The organism is Rhizobium sp. YS-1r, assembly GCF_000757525.1.
Taxonomy (GTDB): domain Bacteria; phylum Pseudomonadota; class Alphaproteobacteria; order Rhizobiales; family Rhizobiaceae; genus Neorhizobium; species Neorhizobium petrolearium.
Genome location: NZ_JPYQ01000056.1, coordinates 289,584 through 304,391, shown reverse-complemented (window position 1 = coordinate 304,391; position 14,808 = coordinate 289,584). Strand labels below are relative to the sequence as shown.

The 14,808-nt window shown below is 60.7% G+C and carries 17 protein-coding genes; 8 read left to right on the top strand and 9 right to left on the bottom strand.

The window, feature by feature from the left end; genetic code table 11:
• Positions 1 to 3: 3 nt before the first annotated feature.
• The 3 genes from fabI to JL39_RS27085 all read right to left on the bottom strand — a co-directional run bounded on the left by fabI (position 4) and on the right by JL39_RS27085 (position 2,844).
• Entirely contained in the window at positions 4 to 822 is an 819-nt protein-coding gene (fabI, locus tag JL39_RS27095) for an enoyl-ACP reductase FabI (RefSeq protein ID WP_037158126.1), read from the bottom strand.
• A gap of 152 nt (positions 823 to 974) precedes the next feature.
• Entirely contained in the window at positions 975 to 2,087 is a 1,113-nt protein-coding gene (locus JL39_RS27090) for a DnaJ C-terminal domain-containing protein (RefSeq protein ID WP_037158124.1), read from the bottom strand.
• 298 nt (positions 2,088 to 2,385) lie between these two features.
• A complete protein-coding gene (locus JL39_RS27085; RefSeq protein WP_037158123.1) occupies positions 2,386 to 2,844 on the bottom strand; it encodes an RT0821/Lpp0805 family surface protein in 459 nt (152 codons plus the stop codon).
• 57 nt (positions 2,845 to 2,901) lie between these two features.
• Between JL39_RS27085 and pdxH the strand changes: the two genes are divergently transcribed.
• Positions 2,902 to 3,522, top strand: coding sequence for a pyridoxamine 5'-phosphate oxidase (gene pdxH / locus JL39_RS27080; RefSeq protein ID WP_037158116.1), 621 nt, complete (start codon positions 2,902 to 2,904; stop codon positions 3,520 to 3,522).
• Between the two features lie 62 nt (positions 3,523 to 3,584).
• Here pdxH and JL39_RS27075 read toward each other — a convergent pair whose 3' ends face one another.
• Together JL39_RS27075 and JL39_RS27070 are read right to left on the bottom strand one after the other, a co-directional pair.
• Positions 3,585 to 4,568, bottom strand: coding sequence for a polysaccharide deacetylase family protein (locus JL39_RS27075; protein WP_081953044.1), 984 nt, complete (start codon positions 4,566 to 4,568; stop codon positions 3,585 to 3,587).
• A gap of 165 nt (positions 4,569 to 4,733) precedes the next feature.
• Positions 4,734 to 5,525, bottom strand: coding sequence for a sulfite exporter TauE/SafE family protein (locus JL39_RS27070; RefSeq protein ID WP_037159805.1), 792 nt, complete (start codon positions 5,523 to 5,525; stop codon positions 4,734 to 4,736).
• A gap of 125 nt (positions 5,526 to 5,650) precedes the next feature.
• On the opposite strand from JL39_RS27070, the gene JL39_RS27065 reads away from it, so the two are divergent.
• Positions 5,651 to 5,959 carry a pyrophosphatase gene (locus JL39_RS27065; protein WP_037158114.1) on the top strand — a complete coding sequence of 103 codons (309 nt, stop codon included), beginning with the start codon at positions 5,651 to 5,653 and terminating at the stop codon, positions 5,957 to 5,959.
• On the opposite strand, the gene JL39_RS27060 is transcribed toward JL39_RS27065, so the two are convergent.
• The 4 genes from JL39_RS27060 to JL39_RS27045 form a co-directional block, all read right to left on the bottom strand.
• On the bottom strand, positions 5,940 to 6,386 hold the full coding sequence (locus JL39_RS27060; RefSeq protein WP_037158112.1) for a VOC family protein: 447 nt from the start codon (positions 6,384 to 6,386) through the stop codon (positions 5,940 to 5,942). The two genes, JL39_RS27065 and JL39_RS27060, sit on opposite strands and share 20 nt — an antisense overlap.
• Positions 6,383 to 7,798 (bottom strand): metalloprotease TldD, encoded by a 1,416-nt coding sequence (tldD, locus tag JL39_RS27055; RefSeq protein WP_037158110.1) that lies wholly within the window; start codon positions 7,796 to 7,798, stop codon positions 6,383 to 6,385. The genes JL39_RS27060 and tldD overlap by 4 nt, the downstream gene beginning before the upstream one ends.
• 79 nt (positions 7,799 to 7,877) lie before the next feature.
• Positions 7,878 to 8,372: a YcxB family protein gene (locus JL39_RS27050; protein WP_037158108.1), complete on the bottom strand. Its 495-nt coding sequence runs from the start codon at positions 8,370 to 8,372 to the stop codon at positions 7,878 to 7,880.
• Between the two features lie 46 nt (positions 8,373 to 8,418).
• The gene (locus JL39_RS27045) at positions 8,419 to 9,057 is read right to left on the bottom strand and encodes an invasion associated locus B family protein (RefSeq protein WP_037159802.1); all 639 of its coding nucleotides are present in this window, start codon (positions 9,055 to 9,057) and stop codon (positions 8,419 to 8,421) included.
• Positions 9,058 to 9,469: 412 nt separating this feature from the next.
• Between JL39_RS27045 and coxB the strand changes: the two genes are divergently transcribed.
• The 6 genes from coxB (at position 9,470) to JL39_RS27015 (ending at position 14,769) form a co-directional block, all read left to right on the top strand.
• Entirely contained in the window at positions 9,470 to 10,354 is an 885-nt protein-coding gene (gene coxB, locus JL39_RS27040; protein ID WP_052183143.1) for a cytochrome c oxidase subunit II, read from the top strand.
• Positions 10,355 to 10,372: 18 nt separating this feature from the next.
• Entirely contained in the window at positions 10,373 to 12,064 is a 1,692-nt protein-coding gene (gene ctaD / locus JL39_RS27035) for a cytochrome c oxidase subunit I (protein ID WP_037158104.1), read from the top strand.
• Positions 12,065 to 12,132: 68 nt separating this feature from the next.
• Positions 12,133 to 13,089 carry a heme o synthase gene (locus JL39_RS27030; protein ID WP_037158102.1) on the top strand — a complete coding sequence of 319 codons (957 nt, stop codon included), beginning with the start codon at positions 12,133 to 12,135 and terminating at the stop codon, positions 13,087 to 13,089.
• Positions 13,086 to 13,226 (top strand): hypothetical protein, encoded by a 141-nt coding sequence (locus tag JL39_RS32240; protein ID WP_200884033.1) that lies wholly within the window; start codon positions 13,086 to 13,088, stop codon positions 13,224 to 13,226. Before JL39_RS27030 ends, JL39_RS32240 begins: the two co-directional genes overlap by 4 nt.
• A 10-nt stretch (positions 13,227 to 13,236) precedes the next feature.
• Positions 13,237 to 13,842: a cytochrome c oxidase assembly protein gene (locus tag JL39_RS27020; RefSeq protein ID WP_037158100.1), complete on the top strand. Its 606-nt coding sequence runs from the start codon at positions 13,237 to 13,239 to the stop codon at positions 13,840 to 13,842.
• Positions 13,843 to 13,893: 51 nt separating this feature from the next.
• Positions 13,894 to 14,769: a cytochrome c oxidase subunit 3 gene (locus tag JL39_RS27015; protein WP_037158098.1), complete on the top strand. Its 876-nt coding sequence runs from the start codon at positions 13,894 to 13,896 to the stop codon at positions 14,767 to 14,769.
• Positions 14,770 to 14,808 lie beyond the last annotated feature (39 nt).

The following is a 14,808-nucleotide window of genomic DNA, read 5'->3' as shown; positions in this document are numbered from 1 at the left end:
CGGTCAGTCCTTGATGACCGAGATGTCGGGCGCGTCGACGGCCTTCATGCCGACGACATGGTAGCCGCTGTCGGCATGGTGGGTTTCGCCGGTGACCGAGCGGGAGAGGTCGGAAAGCATGTAGAGTCCTACATCGCCCACTTCCTCGATGGTGACGGTGCGGCGCAGCGGCGCATTATATTCGTTCCACTTGAGGATGTAGCGGAAGTCGCCGATGCCGGAAGCGGCCAGCGTCTTGATCGGGCCGGCGGAAATGGCGTTGACGCGGATATTCTTGGGCCCGAGGTCGACCGCCAGATATTTGACGCTCGCTTCCAGCGCGGCTTTGGCGACACCCATGACATTGTAGTTCGGCATGACCTTTTCCGCGCCGTAATAGGTGAGCGTCAGCATCGAGCCGCCATCGGTCATCAGCTTTTCCGCCCGCCTTGCGACGGAGGTGAAGGAATAGACCGAGATCTGCATCGTCTTGGCGAAATTTTCCGCCGATGTGTCGACATAACGGCCGGTCAGTTCGTCCTTGTCGGAAAAGCCGATCGCATGCACGAGGAAGTCGATCTTTCCCCAGTGCTTTTCGAGGTTTTCGAAGACCGCGTCGACGGTCGATTCGTCGCTGACATCGCAATGGCCAGCCATATAAGCGCCAAGTTCGGCGGCCAATGGTTCGACACGCTTCTTCAGTGCATCACCCTGGTAGGTGAATGCGACTTCGCCGCCATGCTGATGAATGGCCTTGGCAATGCCCCATGCGATGGAACGGTTGTTCGCAACACCCATGATGATGCCGCGTTTGCCTGCCATGAGGCCGGAAGCCTGAACCATGCCTAGTCCCCTGAAACTTTAGACGAATGCTGCCTATGACATAGGCAGCCCCAGCGTTCAAGCTGGCTTCATTCATCTCGTGTTAAAGGACGTAATCAAGGGTGCATAGCGGTGTAAACCGACGCGGAACTGTCATATTCGGGCGTAATCCGCTACACGTAGAGCCCGTGACGCATGTGCCGCATCAGGTCGGTGACCTTTTCGTTCGGCTTTTCCCACAGGATAATGCGCAGTTCGACGACGAGATCGCCGCGATCTCCGGCCTCATTATAGAGACCGAAACCGCTCAGCCTGATCGTCTGGTCGGAACCGGACCAGGCCGGAATGGTGATGCTGTGGTTGCCTTCGGGCGTCTCGACGGTTGCTTCTGCACCCAGCACGGCGTCCTCCAGAGAGATAGGCAGGACCGTACGGAGATCGAAACCTTCGATGCGGAACGCGGTGTCGTGGGCAACCTTGAGCGTGACGAGAAGATCGCCCGGTTTCATGCCGGCAAGTTTGATGCCTTGACCCTTGAGGCGTACCACTTGACCTTCGGTCATGCCCTTTTCCAGGGTGAAACGGACTTCGCGCTCGTCACTCGACTTGACCGTGACCCAGCTCTGCTTCAGCAGATCTTCGACGGTCACTATCGCGTCGACGGAGAAACCCGGCGCCTTTTCAGGAGCTGGTGAGGTACCGCGGATGCGGCGTACGAGCGAGGCGATGAGGTCTACCGCCATGACCGGCAGGGGAGGTTTTTCGCCGTTCGGGTCGACTTTTGCCGTCTCGGCAGTATCGCCGGCAGCCTGTGCCGATCCTTTCGCCTGACCCTGGGCCTTCGCCTGATCGGCTGCGGCTGCACCGAAGATGCGTTCGATCACCTCCTCCGGTGTCTCTCCCGCCGAACCTGACTGATTCTGAGGCTGATCTTGAGATGATTGAGCTTGGGATTGGGCCCGCTGCGCGTTGGCGCGCGCCAGCTCCTCCATGATCTTTTCCGCATTGGCTTTGGCGGCTTTGGCGCGTTCGGCTGCTTCTTGCGCAGCCTGACGCTGCTGCAGGATCGTCTGCTGCATTTCAGCAGCACGATCGTAGCGCTTGCGCCGCTCGGGGTCCTTCAGGACCTCGTAGGCCTGGCCGATTTCGGCAAAACGGCTCGCCGCCGACGGATCATCCTGATTGTGATCGGGATGAAGCGTCTTTGCCTTGCTGCGCCAGGCCGATTTGATTTCAGTGGCGTCGGCATTGTGCTTCACGCCCAGAACGGAATAGGGATCACGCATTGTGGGACCACCGGTTACCTGAAGCGGCGGGCCCCCGCTTGATTCTTGGACCCTCCGATACTCGTCACAATTCCGACAGCCACTCGCCGGTTCTTCATGTTCCGGCAAATGGTCTGCTTGTTCGGTAGAAATCTAGGTCAAGACTCCTGAATCAGTAGTTACGCGACCAGGCTCGGTAGTTGTTAAGGTTAAGAAACCGTTTCGAGAGTGGTTCAGAGTTTCATGGAAGGAATTCTGTTCGTAGGTGCGCGCAGGCAAAGGCGGAATATCCCGGCGCGCGCCGTGAGGATGGCGCGGGCTATTGTCGGTCGAACGCGGTGAGCATCCAGTCTCCGCTGCCGGTAAGGCAGGCCTGTCCGGAAAACATTGCAACACCTTCATAGGAATGCCGCGTCGTCATGAAGTCGCGGCAGATATGCCCTTCATTCCGGGCTTCGCGGATCTGCGAGACGACGCCAGCGCTGCCGGTTGCGGTGTTCGCCCACGGAACCGATGCTTCGCCGAGCTTGGCGAGATCAGCGGAGGTTACAGCGTTGCGGACCGTCGCCTCGTCGGAGAGTGCTGCACCCGTATGCTGGGCCGTGCCGGGCACGGTGCCGGTCGCGATGGTGCGGTCGATCTTTTCCGCACTGCCGAAGAGATCCAGACTGCTGGTGCAGCCGGCAAGTGAGAGACCGATAAGGAGGATTGCGGTGAAGCGTTTGCTGAGGGCAAGGGACCTCTTTGTACGACTCTTCGACTTTGATATCACTACCACCTTGCATCCTGTCCGATGGAGAAGCTTCGGGCACTTTTCGGGAGTATTTTAGTCAATATGTCTGAAAGCGAGTTAACAAGTGGTGACTTCACCGAGGAGACCGAACCTTTCGCACTGTTCGGAACCTGGCTGAAGGACGCGGAGCGTACGGAGCTCAATGATCCGAATGCCGTCGCCGTGGCGACCGTGGATGAATTCGGCATGCCCAATGTCCGCATGGTCCTTCTGAAGGGTTATGACGAGAACGGTTTTGTCTTCTATACCAATTTCGAAAGCCAGAAGGGCCGTGAAATTCTCGCAAACAGGAAGGCGGCGATGTGTTTCCACTGGAAATCGTTGCGCCGCCAGGTGCGCCTGCGGGGCGAGGTGGAGGTGGTGAGCGACGCCGAGGCCGATGCCTATTATGCATCGCGCGCCCGTGGCAGCCGGATCGGCGCCTGGGCGTCGAAACAGTCCCGGCCGCTCGAAGGCCGTTTCGCGTTGGAAAAGGCGGTTGCCGAATATACGGCCAGGTACGCGATCGGAGACATTCCCCGCCCGCCTTACTGGTCCGGTTTCCGCATCAAGCCCGTTTCGATCGAGTTCTGGCACGACCGCCAGTTCCGCCTGCACGATCGAATCGAGTTCCGCCGCCCCGTACCGGGCGGTCCCTGGGAGAAGGTGCGGATGTATCCGTGAGACGCATGTTGCCCGAAAACGGAACTGGTTTCGGGATAACGACATGTGGGAAGATGGAAGCGTTATCGCCCGAGCGCGAAGGGTATCCCGGAGGCGAGTGCCGAGACATATCGCGGCTGCTGGTAATAACCGTTGAGCGAGATGCGCGGCAGGGCGGTCAGCCGGTTCGCATATTTTTCGCAGAGCGTGCCGGGCTGCGTCGTCACCGCGACCGAGAAGCCGAGTTCGCGCGCGATCATGGAGTCGCGTTCCGATACGGCCAGACGCGTGCCGTAGGGATAGGCGATCGCCTTTGGGCGCTCGCCTGTCAGCGCCTCCACATAATCTGCCGATTGCCGCATTTCATCGCTGGCTTCCTCCAGGGAAAGACGGGCGACCGCCCGGTGGCTCAGCGTATGCGCGCCGAGCGAGGCGAGCGGATGCGCGGCGAGCGCCCTGAGTTCCTGAGCGTCCATGGTGAGATCGGCGGTGATTTTCAGCGGATCGATGCCGTGCCTGCGCGCCAGCGCGTCGATGTTGGAGACGGCAATCGCCTCTTCGGTCTCCTCGACATATCTGGAGAAGCGGTCGAAGGCATCGAATTTCAGGGCTTCCGAGGTCAGGCCCGTGATCTTGGCGCCATGTCCGAAATCGAAGGAGATTTCCCGCTCCCGGCCGAGCAGTTCGGCAAGCGTTTCCCACCAAAGCGAATGGGTGCGCTCGGCAAATCCGCGTGTGACGAAGACCGTGAAGGGCACGCCATGGCGCGCGAAGACGGGCAGCGCGTATTCGGCATTGTTCCTGTAGCCGTCGTCGAGCGTGAAGGCGGCAAAGGGCTGTTTCGTCGGACTGGCGAGGCGCGACGGGATATCCGCAAGAGGGATGAATTCGTAGCCCTCCGCAAAGAGCCGCTCGATGGCGTCATTTAAGAAATCCGGCGTGACCTCGAGATGCTCGCTCGGCTGGAGCGGGCGCGTCCTTTTCGGCCGGACGTGATGGAGGGTGAAGATCGCGCCGCGACCGCGCGCGTTCGGCATCATTCCGGCCCGCGCGAGAGCCGCAGCCATATCGAGGCCGCCGGCGACCAGCCGGCGTTTGACGTCCCGGCGCCAGAGCGCCTGCAGCCTCCGCTTCTTATTCCTCACTGAGATCACGCCCGTATTCTTTGCGAATGGCGCGACCCTACTCGCGGACCTGTTAAGCCTTGCTGAAGAATGAAATGCGGAATCCTGTCAGGGACGGAACGCGTCGAAGAGAGGCAGGCCGACGATGGCAGCGATCGCGATCAGCAGAAAACAGATGCGCCGGAATGTCGCTTCGGATGCAAAACCGAAGAGCTGCGAGCCGGCAGCGAGGCCAAGGCCATAGCCCGGCCCGGCGATCAGTGCCATGGCCAGGACTTCCACGGTGAGCAGGCTTCCGACGATGTAGGAGGTCGCTGAAATCACGGTCGCCAGCGCGAAATAGACCACGAGGTTGGCGCGTACCGTCAGCGGTGGAATGGCGCCACCTAGCCAATAGGCGACGACCGGTGGGCCGGACATCTGCGCGGCCCCGCCGAAAAGTCCGGCGAGTGCCCCCACGCCGATTGTCAGCGGCGTCTTTGGCTTGCCGTGATAACGCCAGCCGGAGATCAGGAAAACGAGCAGGCAGAGCACGACGACCGAGATGATCCAGCGCAGCGTCACGGAAGGCAGAAGAGCCAACAACGCCGTGCCCGCCGGAACGCCCACCAGCGCGCCGATCAGCATCGTATAGACTTCGCGCCGGTTGGCCCGTCTCCAGCCGCCTGGCAGCATGCCGAGCGTCATCGTCCCGTCGATGACGAGGAGCAACGCGGAGGCGATTTTCGGGCTCGTGGCGGCGCTGGCGAGCGGGACGAAGATCAGTGCCCCGCCGAAGCCGGAGAACCCGCGCGCCAAGCCCGCGATCAGCGCCGACACGAAGACGAAGGCGAGTTCGGCGGGTCCATGGCCCGGAAGCCATGATTCCAGAAAGGCGGCGACCGGGGAGGGCGAGTTCATGGGAAGGCCGTCATGCGGATTCGTGCGATGGCCTGCACCTGTCGGGATTTGCACCGGGGTGTCAAGCAACACTCTGGACAAGGATCACGAATCACCGCCTCCTTCTGGCACAAAAGGAGAACGTTATGCTGGAGAGACTTGCCGGCCAGTTCGAGGCCGCATCTGCCGCTTATGTCGAAACCCACGGCATCGAGCGCGACCCCGATTGGTTTGTCCTGAAACTGCAGGAAGAAGTGGGTGAACTCACCCAGGCCTGGAATCGCGCGACCGGCCGCGGCCGCAAGAAGGGGCGGAGCGAGGACGACCTCAATCGCGATCTTGCCGACGAGACCGCCGATCTCCTCGGGCATATCCTGCTTTTTGCCCGCAACAACCGGATCGATCTTGCCGCGGCGATTGAACGGAAATGGCTGTTCAGGCTGGATGCCGAGTGAGCGGGCGCTCACCAAGATCCTCGAAGAGCCGAAGGAGATAGCCGTCCGGATCGGCGATGATGAACTGGCGGTTGCCGGCCTCGTTCTTCTCGCGGCGATACCATTTCTCTTCGGGATCGAGGTAGAGTGAGACTCCGGCGGTTTCGAGCCGGGCGAGGATCGGGTCGAGCGCCGGAACCACTATCTGCAGGTTGAGCCCGCGTCCATACGGATATTCGCGTGGTGCTCCGGCTATATCGAAATCCCGGCCGATGCCGATCTGATCGATCATCAATTGCGCCTCGTCGAGCGCCAGGAAAGCAAAACCTTCTTCCGGCCGATCGTAGACGACTGAAAAACCAATCAAATCACAATAGAAATCTCGGCTTTTCCTCCAATCGCTGACGGAAAGCTCGGGGATCAGCGCATTGGAACGATGCGGCGTCACGCCTTCGTGCCGCCGACCGTCACCTGGTCCATCCTCAGGTGCGGTTGGCCGACGCCGACCGGAACCCATTGGCCACCCTTGCCGCAATTGCCGATGCCGGTGTCGAGCTTCATGTCGTTGCCGACCATGGAGACGCGCTTCATCGCATCCGGACCGTTGCCGATCAGCATGGCGCCCTTGATAGCAGGGCCGATCCTGCCGTCTTCGATCATGTAGGCCTCGGTGCAGCCGAACACGAACTTGCCGGAGGTGATGTCCACCTGGCCGCCGCCGAAGGATACGGCGTAGATGCCCTTCTTCACCGACGCGATGATTTCTTCCGGCGTTTTGTCGCCGCCGAGCATGTAGGTGTTGGTCATGCGCGGCATCGGCACATGGGCATAACCCTGCCGGCGGCCGTTGCCGGTCGGCTTCATGCCCATCAGCCGGGCATTCTGGCGGTCCTGCATGTAGCCGACGAGCTTGCCGTTTTCGATCAGCACGTTATAGCCGGAGGGCGTACCCTCGTCGTCGATGGTGAGCGAGCCGCGGCGGTTATCGATCGTGCCGTCGTCGACGACCGTGACGCCGGGTGCGGCGACCATCTCACCCAGAAGACCGGCGAAAGCCGAGGTCTTCTTGCGGTTGAAATCGCCTTCCAGCCCGTGTCCGACCGCTTCGTGCAACATGACGCCCGGCCAGCCGGAGCCGAGCACGACGTCCATCGTGCCGGCCGGCGCATCGATTGCGGTCAAGTTCACAAGCGCCTGACGCAGCGCCTCGTCGGCGCCTGTCTGCCAGTTGCCTTCCGTCACGAAATCGCCGAAGCCGATGCGTCCACCGGTGCCGAAGGAGCCGCTCTCCTGCCGGTCGCCTTCGCCGACGACGACAGAGATATTGATGCGGGTCATCGGGCGGATATCCTGCACCCGATGGCCGTCGGCACGCAGGATGTCGACCACCTGCCAGCTTGCGGAAACGGTGGCGGTCACCTGCCGCACCTTGTCGTCCTTGTTGCGCAGATAGGCATCGATATCCGTCAGGAGCTTGACCTTCTCCTCGAAGCTTGGGGATCCGATCGGGTTCTCGTCGCCGTAGTATTTCTTGTTGGTGCGCTGAGGGGCGGCGGCATAGGAGCCGGCATAACCGGCGGTGACGGCGCGGACTGCATCCGAGGCGCGTGAAAGGGCAGCTGCGGACAATTCGCCCGCATGCGCGTAACCCACAGCCTCACCGGCGACCGCCCGTAGACCAAATCCCTGGTCTGTATTGAATGAACCACCCTTCAGCCGGCCGTTGTCGAACGTGAGTGATTCTGCCTGGGCATGCTCCACGAAAAGCTCGCCGTCGTCGGCGCCGGACAGCGTCTCGGAAAGGATCGAGCGCAGCTTCGTCTCGTCGCAGTCGAAAAGGTTGAGAAGATCGGTGTTCATAGATGCTCCTTGGGCGTCGCTGCGAAAGACGCGCGCGCTCTCCCGACCGATGTAGGTCCGGGGCGGGGGCGAAGCAAGCCTATCTTCGAACTGAACGCGCGCTCAGATAGGCCTGGGGCTCTTTCGGCATGGTTTCTCGCGGCAGGATGTTGAAGGCGTTTGAGCCGCTGAAGAGCATGAAGGAACGCGGCCGCTCCCAGATTTCGGTGACATTGCGCCAGGTGAGGTTTCCGGTGCCGAGATCGGAGGCGATGCCGAAACCTTCCGCGTCGATACTCACATCCGCGCGACGGTCTTTCATCCGTCCGTAGCGGCCGAATGCATTGGCGGAATGGGCGCGCCAGACGATGGCGCTGAAAAGTGCCGGAAAGCAGGCTACGACGACTGCCAGGATGGCGAGCGTGAAATTGCCCTGCAGGAGCAAGACAAGACAGGCCACCAGCATCAGCGCAGCCGCGCCCCACTTCATCTTCTGCTCGCGCACGGTACGTTGGATGACGAAGGCGCGCACCGCATCGCGCACGACCTCGTCATCGAAACGGACGGGGAAGTGATGGCTGCCCTGCAGTTCCATGAGCCGTCGTCCCAGTGCGCGTGTTCACTTTATTATTACACGCCGCTCAGGGAAGCGCGTCGTAGCCTTCGCCGAAGCCGGTAAGCTCGATTGGAATCCCGACGCGATCCTGGTCCGCCGATTCGCGCAGCGCGAAGACGGCGTTTTTGCCGGCGCGCAGGATGCGCATCAGCTCGTCGTCGATTTCCACCTCCACATAGCAGCCTTCCGAGAAGCAGCGGGTGAAATAGGCGCGGCCGATATTGTTGTTGTCCACATAAAGTTCCATGCCATCCTTCAAGAGCACGCCGAGCGGTGCCAGGATGCGAAGGATCTTCGCCTTCCGGTCGGCTGTCTTCAGCACGACGACCGAGAGGCCGACCTCCGGCCGATCCTCGGCGATCACGTTCTGCATCAGTGCACACTGCTCGGCGGAGGCGCCCGCCGGTCGGTCACAGATGATCGACCAGGCGCCGTGATTCTCCCGGACATTGCCTGCTGGTGGTTGAGGCTTCTGGGCCGGCGGCTGCTGGGTCCCCGTGCCGTTTGGGGCAGAGGGAGCTGCTTGCGGCGCCGGTTGCCGGGTGGAGTCCTGCGACGGCTGTGGCATAGGCCGCGGACCGGGCTGCTGCGCAAATGCCGGAAGCGATGTAGCCGCTGCAAGCATCACGGCAAGACCAGCGCGGATCAGGGAGGGACGACCCATGGAAACCTCTGAAAGACGAATCAGTGCGGCTATTCTTGACGTCCACCAGACGAATTGAAAAGCCCCGCCGTCTTTCCAGCCGAGTACGGCGAAAATGGGACCCATAGTGCGATGTGATGTCTTGCTGATTCACGCATAAAGAAATCGCTGGATTCTGGTGGTAAAATGATCCGGTGGCATGCCGGGAAATGTTGAGATTTCCGCAAATACACGACGGGTGCCGGAAATCCGGCTCGGCCGAACCTAGTCTTTTGCCACGATTCAAGGGGTTCCGGGAGGCGCAAAAATGCCGCACGGGCTTTTCCCGCCAGATATTGCGGCGGCAGGCAAACTGTGATTGAAGCAGACCGTATATAGCTTGGATTCTGCGTTCGGTTTGTCCTAGATCAAACGCATGGGGAGAAATGTAGTGATGAACAGAGCTTATGCAGTGATGATGGCGCTCATCTGTCTGCTCTTTGCTTCTGCCGGTTATGCGGACCAGCCGCATCCGTGGCAGATAGACCTTCAGGCGCCCGCCACGCCGATCATGCACCAGATCAGGTGGTTCGAGCATTATACGCTCTGGTTCATCGTGCCGATCACGCTCCTGGTCCTGGCGCTCATCCTCGTGGTGGTGGTGAAGTTCCGGTCGAGTGCCAATCCCGTGCCGTCACGCACCAGTCACAATACGATGATCGAGATCGTCTGGACGCTCGGCCCGGTCCTCGTCCTCTTCTTCCTCGCCATCCCCTCCTTCAACCTTCTGAACGCCCAGCTTGAGCTTCCGGATGCGGACATGACGGTAAAAGCCACTGCCACCCAATGGCAGTGGAACTATGAATATGAAGGTAGCGAGAACCCGGTCGCCTTCGACAGTTTCATGCTGAAGGAAGAAGATCGCACCGCTGCCGGCAAGACGGATGTCGCCGCTTATCCGCGCCTGCTTGCCGTGGATAACGAAATGGTCGTTCCGGTCGGCAAGACGATCCGCTTGCTGGTGACCGCCGCGCCGTCGGACGTCATTCATGCCTTCGCGATGCCGGCCTTCGGCCTCAAGATCGACGCCGTTCCGGGTCGTTTGAACGAGACCTGGTTCAAGGCCGAGAACGAAGGTCTTTATTATGGTCAATGCTCCGAGCTTTGCGGCAAGGATCATGCCTTCATGCCGATCGCCATCCGTGTTGTCTCTGAAGACAGGTATAATGCCTGGCTTGCGCAGGCAGGGAGCGATCTTCCAGGTGCGAACAAGGCCCTGATGGCTGCGGTCGACAGGCCTGCCGGCAATCTCGCGGTTGCGGCAAACGAATCCAAGTAATCAGGAGGAGTGAGAACAATGGCATCCGCTCACGACGATCACGCTCATGCTCGCACCTCTCACGATGTGCATGCTCACGACGATCATCATTCCCATAAGCCGGGCTTCGCTGCCCGCTGGTTCTTCTCGACGAACCACAAGGACATCGGCACGCTCTATCTGATCTTCGCGATCATGGCGGGTATCATCGGCGGCCTTCTCTCTGTCGCCATGCGTATGGAACTGCAGGAGCCGGGCATCCAGATTTTCCATGGCCTGGCTTCGATGGTCTATGGCTTCGAAGGTGACGCCGCGATCGACGGCGGCAAGCACATGTTCAATGTGTTTACGACTGCTCACGCGCTGGTCATGATCTTCTTCATGGTCATGCCGGCAATGATCGGTGGTTTCGCCAACTGGATGGTTCCGATCATGATCGGTGCGCCGGACATGGCCTTCCCGCGTCTTAACAACATCTCCTTCTGGCTGCTTCCTCCTGCCTTCCTCCTGCTGCTTCTTTCGATGTTCGTTGAGGGACCGGCGGGCGCCTATGGTGCAGGTGGGGGCTGGACGCTCTACCCGCCGCTCGCGACCGCGGGTCATCCCGGCCCGGCGATCGACCTCGCGATCTTCTCGCTCCACATTGCGGGTGCGTCCTCGATTCTCGGTGCGATCAACTTCATTACCACGATCCTGAACATGCGCGCTCCGGGCATGACGCTGCACAAGATGCCGCTTTTCGCCTGGGCCGTTCTGATTACCGCCTTCCTGCTCCTTCTCTCGCTGCCGGTTCTGGCAGGTGGCATCACCATGCTTCTGACCGACCGCAACTTCGGCACGACCTTCTTCGCGCCGGAAGGCGGCGGCGATCCGATCCTTTACCAGCACCTGTTCTGGTTCTTCGGTCATCCGGAAGTCTACATCCTGATCCTGCCCGGCTTCGGCATCATCAGTCACATCATCTCGACCTTCTCCAGAAAGCCGGTCTTCGGTTATCTCGGCATGGCCTATGCCATGGTCGCGATCGGCGCCGTCGGCTTCATCGTCTGGGCCCACCACATGTACACGGTCGGCCTGTCGCTCGATGCGCAGCGCTACTTCGTCTTCGCGACGATGGTCATCGCGGTTCCGACCGGCATCAAGATCTTCTCCTGGATTGCGACGATGTGGGGCGGCTCGCTGACCTTCCGCACGCCGATGGTCTGGGCGATCGGCTTCATCTTCCTGTTCACCGTCGGCGGTGTCACGGGCGTCCAGCTCGCCAATGCCGGCCTCGACCGTTCGCTGCATGACACCTATTACGTCGTGGCACACTTCCACTACGTCCTGTCGCTCGGCGCGGTCTTCGCCATCTTCGCGGCCTGGTACTACTGGTTCCCGAAGATGTTCGGCTACATGTACAACGAGTTCATCGGCAAGCTGCATTTCTGGGTCATGTTCGTGGGCGTGAACCTCGTGTTCTTCCCGCAGCATTTCCTTGGTCTCGCCGGCATGCCGCGCCGCTACATCGACTATCCGGATGCCTTTGAGGGTTGGAACTACGTTTCCTCGATCGGTTCCTACATCTCCTTTGTCGGCGTGCTGATCTTCCTCTTCGGCGTATGGGAAGCCTTCGCCAGGAAGCGAGTCGCCGGCGATAATCCCTGGGGTGAGGGTGCCACCACGCTCGAATGGCAGCTTTCCTCGCCGCCGCCCTACCACCAGTGGGAGCAGCTGCCGCGCATCCGCTGAGCGGCTCGAACTTGAGAGAGGGCATCGCGGAACCCGCGATGCCCCGGACTACCAGACAGGACGGTTCAATGACGGTTATCGGCAATCACGACGCTCTCGGCACCGATGGAGGCGTGCGCCTCTCGGAAGCGAGTGCGCGCGATTTCTTCGAGCTTCTGAAGCCGCGGGTCATGTCGCTCGTGGTCTTCACCGCATTTACCGGCCTGATGCTGGCGCCCGGTCATCTCAACCCGGTGCTCGGCTTGATCTCCATCCTCTGTATTGCAGTCGGTGCCGGTGCTTCCGGCGCGCTCAACATGTGGTATGACGCCGATATCGACGCCGTCATGACCCGCACGGCCAAGCGTCCTATTCCGGCCGGGCGCATCCTGCCGCAGGAAGCGCTCGCTTTCGGCCTGACGCTTTCGGTCTTCTCGGTCGTCATCCTGGGGCTTGCGGTCAACTGGTTCGCGGCCGGCCTGCTCGCCTTCACCATCTTCTTCTATGTCGTCGTCTACACGATGTGGCTGAAACGCTCGACGCCGCAGAACATTGTCATCGGCGGCGCATCCGGCGCTTTCCCGCCGATGATCGGCTGGGCCTGTGTCACGGGCGGCATCTCGCTGGACAGCATCCTGCTCTTTCTCGTCATCTTTCTCTGGACGCCGGCGCATTTCTGGGCGCTGGCACTCTTCAAGATGCGGGATTACGGCGCCGTCGGCGTTCCGATGATGCCGAATGTCGTTGGCGAAGCGTCCACGAAGAACCAGATCGTCGCCTATGCCGTGCTGACGGCGCTGGCAGCCGTCGCGCCGGCCTTCACGGGTCTTGCCGGACTGGGTTACGGCATTTTCGCTACCCTGCTCGGCGCGATCTTCATCTACTGTTCCATCGCCGTCCGGCGCATGCCCGACGGCGATGAAAGAATGGTCCCGGCGAAGAAGATGTTCGCCTACTCGATTCTCTATCTGTTCGCGATCTTCTCGGCTTTGCTCACGGATCGGCTTTTCGAGGGATTGCCTGACCTCCTCGGAGGTATGCTGTGATCGAAACCATCAAGCTCAACGACGCGCAGAAGAAATCGCGCCGCAACCGGAATATCGCGCTCGGGCTGGTCCTCGCCGGACTGGTGATCCTCTTCTACGTCATGACGCTGGTGAAAATCGGCAATATTGGGGGCTAGGAGCGAAGCGATGACGGATGTCGTTCAGAACGGTCAGGCAAAGCGGGTCAGCAACAGCGCGATCTTCGCCGGCTGCGTCGTTTTTGTCGCCGGCATGGTCGGTGCTGCCTATGCTTCCGTGCCGCTTTACCGGTTGTTCTGCCAGGTGACGGGCTATAACGGCACGACCCAGCGGGTAGAGCAGTATTCCGAAAAGATCCTGGACAGGACTATCCAGGTCACATTTGACGCGAATATCTCACCGGGCCTGAACTGGGAGTTCAAGCCGGCCAAGATGGTCAATCCCAAGATTGGCGAGACGATACAGATCGAATATACGGCGACCAACCGTTCGCCGCGTCCGACGACGGGTTCGGCCGTCTTCAACGTGACGCCGATGGAAGCGGGCGCCTATTTCAACAAGGTCGAGTGCTTCTGCTTCACCGAGCAGACGCTGCAGCCGGGCGAGACGGTCAAGATGCCTGTGGTGTTCTACGTTGACCCGGAGATCGCCAAGGCGGACGAGACCAGGAATATCAAGACGATCACGCTGTCCTACACCTTCTATCCGAGCGAGCCGGGCAAGCCGGTCGCCGCTCTGCCGGAGGGCAATAAGGCGGTGGACAAGAAACTTTGAGAGGGTTCGCCGGGTTCCGGCGAAACAGGCATTCATCCGGGGAATTCTGACATGGCCGATGCGCATCAGAAACAGCACGACTACCACATCATCGATCCGAGCCCGTGGCCGATCCTGGCCTCGCTCGGCGCTTTTGTCATCACCTTCGGCGGCGTTGGTTACATGCGCTACCTGCATGGTAGCGCATTCCAGATTTTCGGCGTGAATTTTGCCACGCCGTGGCTGTTCTTCATCGGTCTCGCGATCATCATCTACACGATGATCGGCTGGTGGTCGGATACGATCAAGGAAGGCCGTGCGGGCGCGCATACCCGCGTCGTATCGCTGCACCTTCGCTATGGCATGATCATGTTCATCGCTTCGGAAGTGATGTTCTTCGTCGCCTGGTTCTGGGCCTTCTTCGATGCCAGCCTGTTCTCCAACGAGGCGATCCAGGCGACGCGCACCGAGGTGCTGGGAGGCCAGTGGCCGCCGAAGGGCATCGAAGTGCTCGATCCGTGGCACCTGCCGCTCTACAATACGGTCATCCTGCTACTTTCCGGTACTTGCGTGACCTGGGCGCACCACGCGCTGCTTCACGATGACCGCAAGGGACTGATCGCCGGCCTGTCGTTGACGGTTGCGCTCGGCATCCTGTTTTCCTGCGTCCAGGCCTATGAATATGCGCATGCCCCCTTCGAGTTCGCCAACTCGATCTACGGCGCGACCTTCTTCATGGCGACGGGCTTCCATGGTTTCCACGTGCTGGTCGGCACGATCTTCCTGGCCGTCTGCCTGCTGCGTGCGCTGAACGGCGGCTTCACCCCCACCCATCACTTCGGCTTCGAAGCCGCTGCGTGGTACTGGCACTTCGTCGATGTCGTCTGGCTGTTCCTCTTCTTCGCCGTCTACATCTGGGGCGGTTGGGGCGCGCCGCTCGCCCACTGAGGCCAGGCGCTAGAGATTGGCGGGGGCGGCGAAAGCCGC

Excerpts from the sequence above, each read along its gene's own strand:
- fabI (WP_037158126.1), bottom strand. The coding sequence starts at position 822 with ATGGTTCAGGCTTCCGGCCTCATGGCAGGCAAACGCGGCATCATCATG.
- JL39_RS27090 (WP_037158124.1), bottom strand. The coding sequence starts at position 2,087 with ATGCGTGATCCCTATTCCGTTCTGGGCGTGAAGCACAATGCCGACGCC.
- pdxH (WP_037158116.1), top strand. The coding sequence starts at position 2,902 with ATGTCTGAAAGCGAGTTAACAAGTGGTGACTTCACCGAGGAGACCGAA.
- JL39_RS27075 (WP_081953044.1), bottom strand. The coding sequence starts at position 4,568 with ATGGCTGCGGCTCTCGCGCGGGCCGGAATGATGCCGAACGCGCGCGGT.
- JL39_RS27070 (WP_037159805.1), bottom strand. The coding sequence starts at position 5,525 with ATGAACTCGCCCTCCCCGGTCGCCGCCTTTCTGGAATCATGGCTTCCG.
- JL39_RS27065 (WP_037158114.1), top strand. The coding sequence starts at position 5,651 with ATGCTGGAGAGACTTGCCGGCCAGTTCGAGGCCGCATCTGCCGCTTAT.
- tldD (WP_037158110.1), bottom strand. The coding sequence starts at position 7,798 with ATGAACACCGATCTTCTCAACCTTTTCGACTGCGACGAGACGAAGCTG.
- JL39_RS27050 (WP_037158108.1), bottom strand. The coding sequence starts at position 8,372 with ATGGAACTGCAGGGCAGCCATCACTTCCCCGTCCGTTTCGATGACGAG.
- JL39_RS27045 (WP_037159802.1), bottom strand. The coding sequence starts at position 9,057 with ATGGGTCGTCCCTCCCTGATCCGCGCTGGTCTTGCCGTGATGCTTGCA.
- coxB (WP_052183143.1), top strand. The coding sequence starts at position 9,470 with ATGAACAGAGCTTATGCAGTGATGATGGCGCTCATCTGTCTGCTCTTT.
- ctaD (WP_037158104.1), top strand. The coding sequence starts at position 10,373 with ATGGCATCCGCTCACGACGATCACGCTCATGCTCGCACCTCTCACGAT.
- JL39_RS27030 (WP_037158102.1), top strand. The coding sequence starts at position 12,133 with ATGACGGTTATCGGCAATCACGACGCTCTCGGCACCGATGGAGGCGTG.
- JL39_RS27020 (WP_037158100.1), top strand. The coding sequence starts at position 13,237 with ATGACGGATGTCGTTCAGAACGGTCAGGCAAAGCGGGTCAGCAACAGC.
- JL39_RS27015 (WP_037158098.1), top strand. The coding sequence starts at position 13,894 with ATGGCCGATGCGCATCAGAAACAGCACGACTACCACATCATCGATCCG.